Below are 14,658 nucleotides of genomic sequence, written 5' to 3' on the forward strand. Positions count from 1 at the left end.
AGCCGAGAGCGACCTGCTCATAGGTATTAGGGCCACTACAAGCGTTCAGATGTCCTCGGTATAGAACACCACCGTCACGTAGAAATAGCCGATCTTGTGCCAATCCCGGCGCTGGTTGTAGGGCGTCTCTTCCGAGCCCATGCCGACCTGATAATTACGCCCGGTCCTTTTATCCCTATAGGACATGAACCCCTTCGTTTCCCAGCCACAGCAGACAAACCTAAGCCCCTCCTGCAACCCCAACTCCCGTTGCAGATAACGCTCTACCTCATGGGCATCCTGACCCTTGACCCGATACCTGGCGGTCAGCGGTGCGCCCTGATCCTGCGGCTGCGACTCACATTGGAAAAACTCCAGGGACTTCGGCGGATCGCTCATGGCCCGCAAAAAATCGCCACACGCGGTGGCTGCCGCAGCCACGCTGCAAACCATCCACAACAAACAGGCCAAACCCAGGTTGAACAGCACTTTCATCCACTACAGCTCCCTATTCTTTTGCCCCAACGGCCATCCTGCCCACCCCCACCGCTTGCAGCTGGCGAGCTTGAGCGGCAGCACGGCTCAATATCCACCCTTATGCAAGCCCGGGCCATCACACGCAAGCGCCGCGAGACTTGATCGACCGCCTTTTCCAGGCGCTGTTGCAACCGGCCATGACCATCGAGTTAGCCGAAAACGACCTGTTCATAGGTAATCGGGCCATCGCGACCATCTGCCCTTGCCGTCACCCGGACGGCCTACCAGAATCGACTGACGACCACGTTACCTGAATAAGGATGAGCGTCATGATGCATGCGGATTTGATTGATCAGGACGACCTGCTGGGACAACTCCGGGCCCTGGGTTTCGAGATGCCCGCAGGCGCCAGCGCCGAGCAGGCCTGTGAGTGTGCGGTGCGGGGTTTGAGCGATGCGCGGGCCAAGGCGCTCAAGGGCATGGTGGAGCAGATGCTTACCGGCAATGCGACCATTCTTCCCGCGGTCCGCCAGGCCATCGATCGCCAGTTGCTGCCGGCCCTGGCCGAGTACCTGCAGCAAAAACGCGCCTGAGTCTCCCTGTGCCCTGAGCGGATTGCTAGAGTGCGCGTCCCTCTGGCGAAAACAGGCAAGCACTCATGATAGCGATACAACCCGGCTCATCCGCCGACGCGCCCGGCTGGCTGCAATTGCGCCTGGGCCTGTGGCCTGACTGTGCGCCCGACGAGCACCAGGCCGAAATCCGCCAGATGCTGAACGCCCCCCAGCGCTATGGCTGCTGGCTGGCCTTTGCCGAGAACGGTGAAGCCATCGGCCTGGCCGAGGCGGCGTTGCGCCACGACTACGTCAACGGCACCGAGAGTTCGCCGGTGGTGTTTCTCGAAGGGATCTATGTGGCTCCCGAGCACCGTCGCCGGGGCGTTGCCCAGCAACTGATCGAACAGGTCAGCCAGTGGGGACGCCAGGCCGGGTGCGTGGAGATCGCGTCTGACACCAGCCTGGACAATCTGGTCAGCCAGACACTGCACCACGCGCTGGGCTTCGAGGAAACCGAACGCGTGGTGTACTTCAAGAAGCGTCTGTGACTACAGACGCACGCTGGCGAAGGTCGACTCGTTGCGCGCCTGGCTCAAGGCCGACAGCGGGCCGGACAGCGGCGCCAGGACCATGGCTTGCGGCAGCGGCATCATTGCCACCTGCTGGGTGGTGTTGGAGCCGATGCGCTCGTCACGAGGCGGAATGCCAAAGTACTCGCGGTAGCACTTGGAGAAGTGCGGCGTAGAGACGAAGCCACAGACTGAAGCCACTTCGATGATCGACATCGGCGTCTGCTTGAGCAGTTGCCGGGCACGGATCAAGCGCAGCTTGAGGTAGTAGCGCGACGGCGAACAATGCAGGTACTTCTGGAACAGCCGCTCCAATTGTCGCCGGGAGACGGCCACGTAAACCGCCAGTTCGTCCAGATCGATCGGCTCTTCGAGGTTGGCCTCCATCAGCGCAACGATTTCCTGGAGCTTGGGCTGGTTGGTGCCGAGCATGTGCTTGAGCGGCACGCGCTGGTGATCCTGTTCATTACGGATGCGTTCGTAGACGAACATTTCCGAGATCGCTGCCGACAACTCACGGCCATGATCGCGGCTGATCAGGTGCAGCATCATGTCCAGCGGCGCGGTGCCACCGGAGCTGGTGAAGCGGTTGCGGTCGAGGGTGAACAGGCGGGTGCTCATGGCGACCCGGGGGAAGGCTTCCTGCATCGACGCCAGGCATTCCCAGTGCACGCTGCAATCGAAGCCGTCCAGCAGGCCGGCGCAGGCCAGGGCCCAACTGCCGGTGCACACCGCGCCGAGGCGGCGCGACTGGCGGGCCTGGCTTTGCAACCAGGACACATGTTCACGGGTCACGGTGCGCTGGATGCCGATGCCACCGCAGACGATCACGGTATCGAGGCTGGGGGCTTTGTGCATGGCCGCGTCGGGGGTGATTTGCAGGCCATCACTGGCCCAGACCTGACCGCCATCGACGCTGAGGGTGGTCCAGCGATACAGCTCGCGGCCGGACAGTTGATTGGCCATGCGCAGGGGTTCGACTGCGGAGGCCAGGGAAATCAGCGTGAAATTGTCCAGCAGCAGAAAGCCGATGGATTGAGGCGCACGGTTCTGGGGTTGGGCCCCGGAGTTGAACGACGTCATCGCGGTATCTCCTCACACAAAGCGGGTGATGGCCTCAGGCGGAGGCTCTTTTTATGTGCCCTGCTGCTCAAGAGAGGCGGGCTTGAAATTCACAGAGCAATTGCCATGCCTAAAGTTGAATGGGCATTCAATAACTCCTGAAAACGACGTCGCGACGTGTCTACATAGCCCTTGTCAATGTGCGGATAAGAAGCGCCGGAATCACCGCGCAGAAGGCGGGCGCCAGAGCGGTGAGCAGTTAGGTAGCACTTGCGCGACCGATGCGTCGGGCCAGGACTGGCGAGTGTCACTCAAAGCACAACCGGCCGACGGACGCAGAGGTCCATCAGCCCGGTTGGCCACTTGTCTATTCACGACGCGCTAAAAGGTGGCGCGCCCCTCCCCTGATGAGCAATTTGGGCGCGCCGCCAGCCCTGTGCAGCCGCCGGCGTACCGCTGCATGCGGGCTCAACACTCCACTGCACTCACCGCCAGCCCGCCGCGAGAGGTCTCTTTATATTTGTCATGCATGTCCGCCCCGGTATCACGCATGGTGCGAATCACCCGATCCAGGGAGATGAAGTGCTGGCCATCGCCGCGCAAGGCCATCTGCGCGGCATTGATCGCCTTCACCGCGGCAATCGCGTTGCGCTCGATGCAGGGCACCTGCACCAAACCGCCCACCGGATCGCAGGTCAGGCCGAGGTTATGCTCCAGGCCGATTTCCGCGGCGTTGCACAACTGCTCGGGCGTGGCCCCGAGAATCTCCGCCAACCCCGCCGCAGCCATGGCACAGGCCGAACCGACTTCGCCCTGGCAGCCGACTTCGGCGCCGGAGATCGAGGCGTTCTTCTTGCACAGGATGCCGATGGCCGCCGCGCCGAGAAAGAAGTCCACCACGTTGGCGTCGGTCACGTCCTCGCTGAACTTCATGAAGTAGTGCAGCACCGCCGGAATGATCCCCGCTGCGCCATTGGTGGGGGCGGTGACCATGCGTCCACCGGCGGCGTTCTCCTCGTTCACCGCCAGGGCGAACAGGTTGACCCACTCCATGGCGCTCAAGGTCGAGCCGATCACATTGGGTTTGTTGAGCTCCTGCAGGCTGCGATGCAACTTGGCCGCGCGACGGCGCACATTGAGCCCACCGGGCAGGATGCCTTCGTGCTTGAGCCCCTGCTCCACACAATCCTGCATGGCCCGCCAGAGCACCATCAGCCCGCTGCGGATTTCTGCCTCCGAACGCCAGACCTTCTCGTTGGCCAGCATCAGTTCGGCGACCCGCAGGTTGTGCTGCTGGCACAGGCTGAGCAGTTCCACCGCACTGGAGAAATCGTAAGGCAGCTCGCTACGGTCCAGGTCTGCCACGCCGCTGCTGGCCTGGGCCTGGTCGACGACAAAACCGCCACCCACCGAATAGTAGGTATCGCGCAACAACTCCCCGCCTTCACCTTCAGCCACCAGGGTCATGGCATTGGGGTGAAAGGGCAGGTTCTCGTCCAGCAGGCGCATGTCCCGGGACCAGATGAAAGGCACAGGCAGCCGTCCGTCCAGCAACAGGGTCTGAGTTTCCCTGAGCTGTTCGATGCGCGGGCCGATCAACGACGGATCGATTGCATCCGGCCACTCTCCCATCAAGCCCATGATCACGGCGTTGTCGCTGCCATGGCCAATGCCGGTGGCCGACAGCGAGCCGAACAGTTGCACCTCGATCCGCCGCACCGACTCCAGCAGATGGCGTTCCTTCAATACCTGGACGAATAACGCCGCGGCGCGCATGGGCCCGACGGTGTGGGAACTGGAAGGCCCGATGCCGATCTTGAACAAGTCGAAAACACTGATAGCCATTACTGCGTAACTCCTCGATGAGCACAGTCCAGGCGCTGAAAACGCCCACTGACGGAGCTGCTACGCTCAAGCTGCAATCCGCCGAGAAGGGCGCATCATCAGGCTTTTACAGCGACTCGCGACGTCTGACACCGACTCACTCATGTCCACCAACGCCGCCTGGCGCGAGGCTCGGGTTCTGGGCGTTTTTTGCGGCTCAGATGCAGGAAAAAATGCCCAAAAACACTGTAAGCGACCTCACCGACACTGGATGCGACCCTCCCTGTACTGGATACGACGCACCCTGTAGGCGACAGTTTTTCACTGGTACATGATCAGTCTCGACTCGATTGCAAGGCACGGTGGTAGAGCTGTCCCCGGCACACCAACCGCCACACTTATAAGCGCGGTCCATACGCCGCCAAAAAAACATCCAGGAGTCTCCCCTATGAAAGGTTCCCCGTCGTTGTTGTTGGCCGCCATGCTGAGTCTGCCGCTTCTGGCACAAGCCGCAGAACCGGCGCAATGCAGCACCGTAAACTTCTCCGATGTCGGCTGGACCGATATCACCGTGACCACCGCCACCACCAGCGTCGTGCTCAACGCCCTGGGCTACAAGACCAAGACCACGATGATTTCCGTCCCGGTGACCTACAAGTCCCTGGCCGACGGCAAGAACATGGACGTGTTCCTCGGCAACTGGATGCCCACCATGGAAAACGACATCAAGCCCTACCGTGATGCCGGCACCGTGGAAACCGTGCGCGCCAACCTGGAAAACGCCAAGTACACCCTGGCAGTACCCGAGTCGCTGTATGACAAGGGCCTGAAAGACTTCGCCGACATCGTCAAGTTCAAGAAGGAGCTGGACGGCAAGATCTACGGCATCGAGCCGGGCAACGACGGCAACCGCACCATCCAGACGATGATCGACAAGAACGCCTTTGGCCTCAAGGACGCAGGGTTCAAGGTGGTGGAGTCCAGCGAGGCGGGCATGCTGTCCCAGGTCGAGCGCGCGCAGCGTCGCGACACTGCGGTGGTGTTCCTGGGCTGGGAACCGCACCCGATGAACACGCGCTTCAAGATGAAGTACCTGACCGGTGGCGACGACTTCTTCGGCCCCAACTTCGGCCAGGCCACCATCTACACCAACACCCGCAAGGGCTATACCACCGAATGCAGCAACGTTGGCCAGTTGCTGAAGAACCTGTCGTTCACCCTGAACATGGAAAGCACCCTGATGGGCAACGTTCTGGACGACAAGATGAAGCCTGACGCGGCCGCCAAGGCCTGGCTGAAGAAGAATCCACAGGTGCTCGATACCTGGCTCGCTGGCGTCACCACCATTGACGGTAAACCTGGCCTGGAAGCCGTGAAAGCCAAGCTTGAACAAGCTTCGAATTAAGTAACTCGCTTACGCCGGGCGGGTTCGCCTGCCCGGGCTGTTTTTTCCTTGCATGCGGACGTTCAATACCATGCTCACTGATCAGAAAATCCCCCTGGGCCAGTACATCGCGGCTTTCGTAGAGTGGTTGACGAAACACGGTGCCAGCACCTTCGATGCGATCGCTACCACCCTGGAAACCATGATCCACGGCGTGACGTTCGCGCTGACCTGGTTCAATCCCCTGGCCCTGATCGGCCTGATCGCCCTGCTGGCGCACCTGATCCAGCGCAAATGGGGCCTGACTGTATTTGTCGTGCTGTCCTTCCTGCTGATCCTCAATCTGGGGTACTGGCAGGAAACCATGGAAACCCTGGCCCAGGTGCTGTTCGCCACCCTGGTCTGCGTGCTGATCGGCGTGCCCCTGGGAATCGTCGCCGCGCACAAGCCGCTGTTCTACACCATGATGCGTCCGGTCCTCGACCTGATGCAGACCGTTCCCACATTCGTCTACCTGATCCCGACCCTGACCCTGTTCGGCCTCGGGGTGGTGCCCGGCCTGATCTCCACGGTGGTGTTCGCCATTGCCGCACCGATCCGCCTGACCTACCTGGGCATTCGCGATGTTCCACAAGAGTTGATGGACGCAGGCAAGGCCTTTGGCTGTTCGCGCCGTCAGTTGTTGTCGCGCATTGAGCTGCCCCACGCCATGCCGAGCATCGCCGCCGGTATTACCCAATGCATCATGCTGTCGCTGTCGATGGTGGTGATCGCCGCCCTGGTCGGCGCCGACGGCCTGGGCAAACCCGTGGTCAACGCACTCAACACCGCCGACATTGCCCTGGGCTTCGAAGCTGGCCTGGCGATCGTGCTGCTGGCGATCATGCTCGACCGCATCTGCAAACAACCTGAAGCCAAAGTAGGGGGTGACGCATGAGCATAATCCGCTTCGATAACGTCGACGTTATCTTCTCCAAGGACCCACGGGAGGCGCTCAAGCTGCTGGACCAGGGCATGACCCGCAACGAAATCCTGAAGAAGACCGGGCAGATCGTGGGCGTGGAAAAAGCCAGCCTGGACGTGCAGAAAGGCGAGATCTGCGTGCTGATGGGCCTCTCCGGCTCCGGAAAATCCAGCCTGTTGCGCTGCATCAATGGCCTCAACACCGTGAGCCGCGGCAAGCTGTTCGTCGAACACGAAGGCAAGCAGATCGACATTGCCTCCTGCACCCCCGCCGAACTGAAGATGATGCGCACCCAGCGCATCGCCATGGTGTTCCAGAAATTCGCCCTGATGCCCTGGCTGACGGTGCGGGAAAACATCAGCTTCGGCCTGGAGATGCAGGGTCGCCCCGAGAAGGAGCGGCGCAAGCTGGTGGACGAGAAACTTGAGCTGGTGGGTCTGACCCAGTGGCGCAACAAGAAGCCCGACGAGCTGTCCGGCGGCATGCAGCAGCGGGTGGGCCTGGCCCGCGCCCTGGCCATGGACGCCGATATCCTGCTGATGGACGAACCCTTCTCGGCCCTCGACCCGCTGATCCGTCAGGGCCTGCAGGACGAACTGCTGGAACTGCAACGCAAGCTGAGCAAGACCATCGTCTTCGTCAGCCACGACCTGGACGAAGCCCTGAAACTGGGCAGCCGCATCGCCATCATGAAAGACGGGCGGATCATCCAGTACAGCAAGCCGGAAGAGATCGTGCTCAATCCTGCGGACGACTATGTGCGCACCTTCGTCGCCCACACCAACCCGCTGAACGTGCTCTGCGGTCGCAGCCTGATGCGCAGCCTGGACAACTGCAAACGCGTCAACGGCTCGGTGTGCCTGGACCCGGGCGGCGATTCCTGGCTCGACCTGGCCGAGGGCAACACCATCAAGGGCGCCCGACGCAACGGCTCGCAGATGGACCTGCAGAACTGGGTTCCGGGGCAAGCGGTGGAAGAACTGGGCCGGCGCCCGACCCTGGTGGACTCCAACATCGGTATGCGCGACGCCCTGCAGATCCGCTACCAGACCGGCAACAAACTGGTGCTCCACGACAACCAGCAGGTAGTGGGGATTCTCGGCGACAGCGAGCTCTACCACGCCCTGCTCGGCAAGAACCTGGGTTAAGCCGCAGACACAAAAACGCCGCGAGCAATCGCGGCGTTTTGCTTTAACCACCCACCACCTTCTGTAGGAGCTGGCTTGCCAGCGAACAGGCCCTGAAGCCTTGCAGCGCCCTTGAGGACGCCTTCGCCGGCAAGCCGGCTTCCTACAGCGGCTGGAACCGCCCCCTCGGGAGCGGCCCCTGACTTCACTCAGCTATAGACACGGCCAAGGAGCTGCCGATGGCTTTCGAACTGATCGAGCACATCACGGGTGATCTGCTCCTGGGTAAAGCCCATCAAGTCGTATTCCTGGCTGCCGTTGTGCAGGTACACCTCGGCGCGGTAGAAACGACTGCGCACTTCACTGTCCGCCCCTTCCGGCTGGGTCGATTCGCTCGGCGTCGCCAGGTAGCCGTCCAGGCTCACTTCATAGACGAAGGGATTGCCTTCATCCATTTCCACGCGCAGGCCCAGCAGGTTCTTCGACTTGCCCAGGTTGGTCTGCACTTCCAGGCTCAGGTTGCGCAGTTGCACCGCCGCTTCCTGCAGGGCCGGACTGACGTGCTTGTCCATGTAGCGCTGCACCACCGATTGGGTCGGTTGCAGGTCCAGCTGGGTCAGGCGCTCGCTGAAACCACGACGACCGCGCTCAGCCAGTTGCGCCTGCTCCTGCTCGATCTGCACGTCCTGGCGCATGGCCTTGTGCAAGCCGAACATGAAGAAGATCAGCACCACCGAGAACGGCAGGCCGGCCAGCACCACCATGGTCTGCATGGCTTCGAAGTTGCCGGCGAACAACAGGCCGATAGTCACCAGGGTGATCACCGCCGACCAGAAGATCCGCAACCAGTGCGGGGCGTCTTCGTCGACGTTGCCGCCCTTGCACGACAGGTTGGCCATCATCACCGCGCCGGAGTCGGCAGGGGTCAGGAACAGCACGAAACCGACGAAGATCGATACACCGATGACAATCTTCGAGGCCGGGTAGTGCTCAAGCAGCTGGTAGATCGCCATGGACGGCTGTTCCAGCGCCGTCTTGCCCAGCTCCACCGCGCCCTGGTTGACCACCAGGTCCAGGGCCGAGTTGCCGAAGATCGACAGCCATGCCAGGGTGAAGCCCAGGGGAATCAGCAGCACGCCGGCCACCAGTTCACGCACGGTGCGACCACGGGAAATACGCGCAATGAACATGCCCACGAATGGCGCCCAGGAAATCCACCAGGCCCAGTAGAACAGGGTCCACAGGCCCAGCCAGCGATCGGACTTGGCGCTATCGCCTTCATACACGTAGAGATCGAAGGTCTTGAGCACCACGCCGTTGAGGTAGTCGCCGATGTTCTGCACGAAGCCGTTGAGCAGGTGCAGGGTCGGGCCAAACAGCAGAACGAAAATCAACAAGCCGCTGAACAGCACGATGTTCAGGTTGGACAGGCGGCGGATGCCGTTTTCCACACCGGACACCGCAGCGATGGTGGCCACCGTGCTCATGACGATGATCACGATCAGCAGGTTGGTGTTGCTGTGCTCCATGCCGAACAGGTTTTCCAGACCGGAAGACACCTGCATCGAACCAATCCCGAGGTTGGTCACCAGGCCCAGCAGGGTCACGAACATGCCGAAACCGTCCACCGCATGGCCGGCCGCACCCTTGACCCAGCGCTCGCCCACCAGCGGATACAACGCCGAACGCAGGGCCAGCGGCTGGTTATGGCGATAGGCGAAGTACGCCACCGCCAGGCCCACCAGGGCATAGATCGCCCAGCCATGCAGCCCCCAGTGCAGGAAGGTCAGCTGCAGCGCCTGGCGTGCGGCCAGGTTGCTGCCGGGTACGCCTTCAGGCGGGTTGAAGTAGTGATCCAGGGGCTCGGAAGCACCGAAGTACAAAAGCGAGATACCGATACCGGAAGAGAACAGCATCCCGGCCCAGGCACCGTAGCTGAAGTCCGGGGTGTCTTGCTTGGTCCCCAGCTTGAGCTTGCCGTAGGAGGAGAACGCCAGGCCCACCACGAACACCAGGTAGGCGGCGATCACCACCATGTAGTACCAGCCGAAGCTGCGAGACAACCAGGCCTGGGCAATGCCCAGCAGTCGGCCGGCCTCTTGCGGGGCGATGATCAGAATCGCGGTCAACAACAGGATCAACGCGGTGGAGGTGTAGAACACCCAACCGTTGACCCGCACCTTCTCCGGTGGGGTCTTTATAAGAGAGGCAGAACTCATTGCGCAGATGCTCCGGGCAGTGCGAGAGAAGGACACAAGGCAACACGGCACCCGATCAATCGGTTAGTTGGCAGCCGATCGTCGGGTGATATAAAGACACCCCGAAAACACCCGAAACCGCAAAAGCCGCGTTGCGCAACCGCATCCGGGGCCGGTGATGAACCTGCAGTTCATCGCCTGAATCCCGGAGCGTCCTGCCCCTTCAACACGTTTGTTCTCTTGCCGGTCCACGCCATGCCGCATGTAAGTTTCGGGCATTTTCGGAGGTCGTTTTTCCGCCATCTGCGAGTAGGAGAAACTCCTCAGGCAGCGACGATTTGTCGCAGATCTTATTCTTTGTTGATTGAACGTTCAATCAAAACAAAATAGACTGGCCCACAAGTCGACCGGCGTAATACGCCTGTCGACAGGCCTAAGGAGAGGTATCAGATGCCCAAGGTCGGTATGCAACCCATACGCCGCCAGCAATTGATCGAAGCCACGCTACAGGCGGTCGATCAGGTCGGAATGGGGGACGCCAGCATTGCGCTGATCGCCCGTTTGGCCGGTGTTTCAAACGGCATCATCAGTCACTACTTTCGGGACAAGAACGGCCTGATCGCAGCGACGATGGGTTACATCATGAGCATGCTCAACGAAGGCGTCAGAGCACGCCGCCAGGCCCTGACGGACGACAGCCCGCGCGCTCACCTGAAAGTGATCATCGAGGGCAACTTCGATGCCAGCCAGGTGAACGGCCCGGCAATGAAAACCTGGTTGGCCTTCTGGGCTTCCAGCATGCACCAGCCCGATTTGCACAGGTTGCAGCGGATCAACGACCACCGCTTGTATTCCAACCTGTGTTGCCAGTTCCGCCGTGCCCTGCCGCTCTACCATGCGCGCAAGGCAGCACGCGGCCTGGCGGCTTTGATCGACGGTTTGTGGCTGCGTGGTGCCTTGTCGGGTGATGAATTCGACACCGACCAGGCGATACGGATCGCTTACGAATACATGGATCTACAACTGGCTAAACAGGAGCGCTAGAGCACAAAAGAGACGCTCGGCCCCTGACCCGCCACTGATCAACGTGCCCTGAACTTCAGGACACGCCCGGTGGTCAAGCCCACTACTTAATGCACTTGCGAGGACACTATGGCCCGTTTCGAACTGCAAAAACTCTACATCGACGGCGGCTACACCGATGCCGGCAGCGATGCCACTTTCGATGCCATCAACCCGGCCAACGGTGAAGTTCTCGCACAAGTGCAACGTGCGACCAAGGAAGACGTGGAACGCGCCGTGGTCAGCGCCGAAAAAGGCCAGAAGATCTGGGCCGCCATGACCGCCATGGAGCGTTCGCGCATCCTGCGTCGCGCTGTGGAAATCCTCCGCGAGCGCAATGACGAACTGGCCGCTCTGGAAACCCTGGACACCGGCAAGGCGTTCTCCGAAACCAAGTATGTCGACATCGTCACCGGCGCCGACGTGCTGGAATACTACGCTGGCCTGGTACCGGCCATCGAAGGTGAGCAGATTCCGCTGCGCACCACTTCCTTCGTCTACACCCGTCGCGAGCCCCTGGGCGTGGTCGCCGGCATCGGCGCCTGGAACTACCCGATCCAGATCGCCCTGTGGAAATCCGCTCCAGCCCTGGCAGCCGGTAACGCGATGATCTTCAAGCCGAGCGAAGTCACCTCGCTGACCACCCTGAAACTGGCCGAGATCTACACCGAAGCCGGCCTGCCGGACGGCGTGTTCAACGTCCTGACCGGCAGCGGCCGTGAAGTCGGCACCTGGCTGACCGAGCACCCGCGCATCGAGAAAGTCTCCTTCACCGGCGGCACCGACACCGGCAAGAAGGTCATGGCCAGCGCTTCCAGCTCTTCGCTCAAAGACGTGACCATGGAACTGGGTGGCAAGTCGCCGCTGATCATCTTCGACGACGCCGACCTGGATCGCGCCGCCGACACCGCGATGATGGCCAACTTCTACAGCTCCGGTCAGGTCTGCACCAACGGTACTCGCGTGTTCGTACCGAGCCACCTGAAAGCCGCTTTCGAAGCCAAGATCGCCGAGCGTGTTGCGCGCATTCGCATCGGCAACCCGGAAGACGAAAACACCAACTTCGGTCCGCTGGTGAGCTTCCCGCACATGGAAAGCGTGCTGGGCTACATCGCCAAGGGCAAAGCAGAAGGTGCCCGCGTACTGTGCGGCGGTGAGCGCCTGACCGACGGCGAATTCGCCAAGGGTGCTTTCGTTGCCCCGACCGTGTTCACCGACTGCACCGACGACATGACCATCGTCCGTGAAGAAATCTTCGGCCCAGTGATGGCGATCCTGACTTACGAGACCGAAGAAGAAGTGATCCGCCGCGCCAACGACACCGACTTCGGTCTGGCTGCCGGCCTGGTCACCAAGGATCTGAACCGCGCTCACCGCGTGATTCACCAGCTCGAAGCCGGTATCTGCTGGATCAACGCCTGGGGCGAATCCGACGCCAAGATGCCGGTTGGCGGCTACAAGCAATCGGGTGTTGGCCGTGAGAACGGCATCAGCTCGCTGAACAACTTCACTCGCATCAAATCGGTACAGGTCGAGCTGGGCGACTACGCCTCGGTGTTCTAAGCAGCAGCCAGCTACAAGCGGCAAGCCAAGGCAACAGCCTGGCTTGCCGCCTGCTCCTCATTCAATGCCAAGCCCGCTTCGCTGCCTTCTCTTGCAGCTTGAAGCTTGAGGCTTGCAGCTCTCCACGGAGGCTCCAATGGCCCAAGAATTCGATTACATCATCATCGGTGCCGGCTCAGCCGGTAACACCCTGGCGACCCGTCTGACTGAAGACGAAGGCGTCACCGTCCTGCTGCTGGAAGCCGGCGGCCCGGACTATCGTTTCGACTTCCGTACCCAGATGCCGGCGGCACTGGCCTTTCCACTGCAAGGCCGTCGCTACAACTGGGCCTACGAGACCGATCCAGAGCCACACATGAACGGTCGTCGCATGGAGTGCGGTCGCGGCAAGGGCCTGGGCGGCTCGTCGCTGATCAACGGCATGTGCTACATCCGCGGCAACGCCATGGACTACGACGGCTGGGCCAAGCTGCCAGGCCTGGAAGACTGGACCTACCTGGACTGCCTGCCGTATTTCCGCAAGGCGGAGACCCGTGACATCGGCCCCAACGACTACCACGGCGGCGAAGGCCCGGTCAGCGTGACCACGCCCAAAGCCGGCAACAACCCGCTGTTCCACGCCATGGTCGAAGCCGGCGTGCAAGCCGGTTACCCGCGTACCGAAGACTTGAACGGCTACCAGCAGGAAGGCTTCGGTCCGATGGACCGTACCGTCACCCCTAAAGGTCGTCGCGCCAGCACCGCGCGCGGCTATCTGGACACCGCTAAAAAGCGCTCGACCCTGACCATCGTCACTCACGCCCTGACCGACAAGATCCTGTTTGACGGCAAGCGCGCCATCGGCGTGAGTTACCTGCAAGGCAGCACCGAAGAGCGCGTGGAAGCCCGCGCCCGCAAGGAAGTGATCGTCAGCTCCGGCGCCATCGCCTCGCCGCAACTGCTGCAACGCTCCGGCGTCGGCCCCCGCGCCCTCCTGGAAAGCCTGGACATCCCGGTGGTCCACGACCTGCCGGGCGTGGGTGAAAACCTGCAGGACCACCTGGAGCTGTACCTGCAGTACGCCTGTACCCAGCCCGTGTCCCTGTACCCATCGCTGCTGTGGTGGAACCAGCCGGCCATCGGTGCCGAGTGGCTGTTCAACGGCACCGGCATCGGCGCCAGCAACCAGTTCGAAGCCGGCGGTTTCATCCGTACGCGTGAAGAGTTCGAATGGCCGAACATCCAGTACCACTTCCTGCCGGTAGCGATTAACTACAACGGCAGCAACGGTGTGAAAGAGCATGGCTTCCAGGCTCATATGGGCTCCATGCGCTCGCCGAGCCGTGGTCGCGTGCAGCTCAAGTCCAAGGACCCACGCCAGCACCCGAGTATCCTCTTCAACTACATGGCCACCGATCAGGACTGGCAGGAATTTCGCGACGGCATCCGCCTGACCCGTGAAATCATGCAACAGCCGGCCCTGGACCCCTTCCGCGGTCGCGAAATCAGCCCGGGCATCGAGGTGCAGACCGACGAGCAACTGGACAAGTTTGTCCGCGAGCACGCCGAGACCGCCTTCCACCCATCCTGCTCGTGCAAGATGGGCACCGACGACATGGCAGTAGTGGATGGCCAGGGTCGCGTGCACGGCATGCAAGGCCTGCGCGTGGTGGATGCCTCGATCATGCCGATCATCACCACCGGCAACCTCAACGCGCCGACCATCATGATGGCCGAGAAAATCGCCGACAAGATCCGTGGCCGTCAGCCGCTGCCTCGCAGCAAGGCCGACTACTACGTCGCGGGCGACGCCCCGGTGCGTGGCAAGCCAATGCGCGATATCACTCCAACCGCGCAGTAAGCAGCACGGGCGCCGACCGCAACGGTCGGTGCCCTTTCTCTGTTCCCCGTAT

Annotated in this window: 12 protein-coding genes; 8 read left to right on the plus strand and 4 right to left on the minus strand. The window is 61.6% G+C overall.

The genetic code is table 11. The features are described from left to right. Window positions 1-45: 45 nt before the first annotated feature. Window positions 46-474, minus strand: coding sequence for a DUF4952 domain-containing protein (locus ACSSVC_RS01295; RefSeq protein WP_346633181.1), 429 nt, complete (start codon window positions 472-474; stop codon window positions 46-48). 311 nt (window positions 475-785) lie between these two features. Here ACSSVC_RS01295 and ACSSVC_RS01300 point away from each other — a divergent pair, with 311 nt between their 5' ends. Both ACSSVC_RS01300 and aac(6') read left to right on the plus strand, forming a co-directional pair. Continuing rightward, window positions 786-1,049, plus strand: coding sequence for a hypothetical protein (locus tag ACSSVC_RS01300; protein WP_025131152.1), 264 nt, complete (start codon window positions 786-788; stop codon window positions 1,047-1,049). A 65-nt stretch (window positions 1,050-1,114) separates the two neighbouring features. Further along, window positions 1,115-1,561, plus strand: coding sequence for an aminoglycoside 6'-N-acetyltransferase (gene aac(6'), locus ACSSVC_RS01305; protein ID WP_346633182.1), 447 nt, complete (start codon window positions 1,115-1,117; stop codon window positions 1,559-1,561). On the opposite strand, the gene gbdR is transcribed toward aac(6'), so the two are convergent. Both gbdR and ACSSVC_RS01315 read right to left on the minus strand, forming a co-directional pair. Next, window positions 1,562-2,665, minus strand: a complete 1,104-nt coding sequence (gbdR, locus tag ACSSVC_RS01310) for a choline metabolism transcriptional regulator GbdR (protein ID WP_011063935.1) — start codon at window positions 2,663-2,665, stop codon at window positions 1,562-1,564. Between the two features lie 447 nt (window positions 2,666-3,112). After that, window positions 3,113-4,489 carry an L-serine ammonia-lyase gene (locus ACSSVC_RS01315; RefSeq protein WP_404937829.1) on the minus strand — a complete coding sequence of 459 codons (1,377 nt, stop codon included), beginning with the start codon at window positions 4,487-4,489 and terminating at the stop codon, window positions 3,113-3,115. 427 nt (window positions 4,490-4,916) lie between these two features. Between ACSSVC_RS01315 and ACSSVC_RS01320 the strand changes: the two genes are divergently transcribed. The 3 genes from ACSSVC_RS01320 (at window position 4,917) to choV (ending at window position 7,964) form a co-directional block, all read left to right on the plus strand. Continuing rightward, window positions 4,917-5,873 carry a choline ABC transporter substrate-binding protein gene (locus ACSSVC_RS01320; protein WP_346633184.1) on the plus strand — a complete coding sequence of 319 codons (957 nt, stop codon included), beginning with the start codon at window positions 4,917-4,919 and terminating at the stop codon, window positions 5,871-5,873. A 70-nt stretch (window positions 5,874-5,943) separates the two neighbouring features. Further along, window positions 5,944-6,789 (plus strand): choline ABC transporter permease subunit, encoded by an 846-nt coding sequence (gene choW / locus ACSSVC_RS01325; RefSeq protein WP_060841472.1) that lies wholly within the window; start codon window positions 5,944-5,946, stop codon window positions 6,787-6,789. Next, window positions 6,786-7,964 (plus strand): choline ABC transporter ATP-binding protein, encoded by a 1,179-nt coding sequence (choV, locus tag ACSSVC_RS01330; RefSeq protein ID WP_346633185.1) that lies wholly within the window; start codon window positions 6,786-6,788, stop codon window positions 7,962-7,964. The genes choW and choV overlap by 4 nt, the downstream gene beginning before the upstream one ends. Window positions 7,965-8,152: 188 nt before the next feature. On the opposite strand, the gene ACSSVC_RS01335 is transcribed toward choV, so the two are convergent. Next, window positions 8,153-10,105, minus strand: coding sequence for a BCCT family transporter (locus ACSSVC_RS01335; RefSeq protein ID WP_346633429.1), 1,953 nt, complete (start codon window positions 10,103-10,105; stop codon window positions 8,153-8,155). Window positions 10,106-10,591: 486 nt separating this feature from the next. Here ACSSVC_RS01335 and betI point away from each other — a divergent pair, with 486 nt between their 5' ends. The 3 genes from betI to betA all read left to right on the plus strand — a co-directional run bounded on the left by betI (window position 10,592) and on the right by betA (window position 14,606). Then, entirely contained in the window at window positions 10,592-11,185 is a 594-nt protein-coding gene (betI, locus tag ACSSVC_RS01340; RefSeq protein ID WP_123726597.1) for a transcriptional regulator BetI, read from the plus strand. Between the two features lie 108 nt (window positions 11,186-11,293). Then, the gene (betB, locus tag ACSSVC_RS01345) at window positions 11,294-12,766 is read left to right on the plus strand and encodes a betaine-aldehyde dehydrogenase (RefSeq protein WP_446439352.1); all 1,473 of its coding nucleotides are present in this window, start codon (window positions 11,294-11,296) and stop codon (window positions 12,764-12,766) included. 136 nt (window positions 12,767-12,902) lie between these two features. Next, complete coding sequence (gene betA, locus ACSSVC_RS01350) at window positions 12,903-14,606, plus strand: choline dehydrogenase (protein ID WP_346633186.1); 1,704 nt, start codon at window positions 12,903-12,905, stop codon at window positions 14,604-14,606. Window positions 14,607-14,658 lie beyond the last annotated feature (52 nt).

Source organism: Pseudomonas sp. E1BtOHC1 (genome assembly GCF_058744285.1).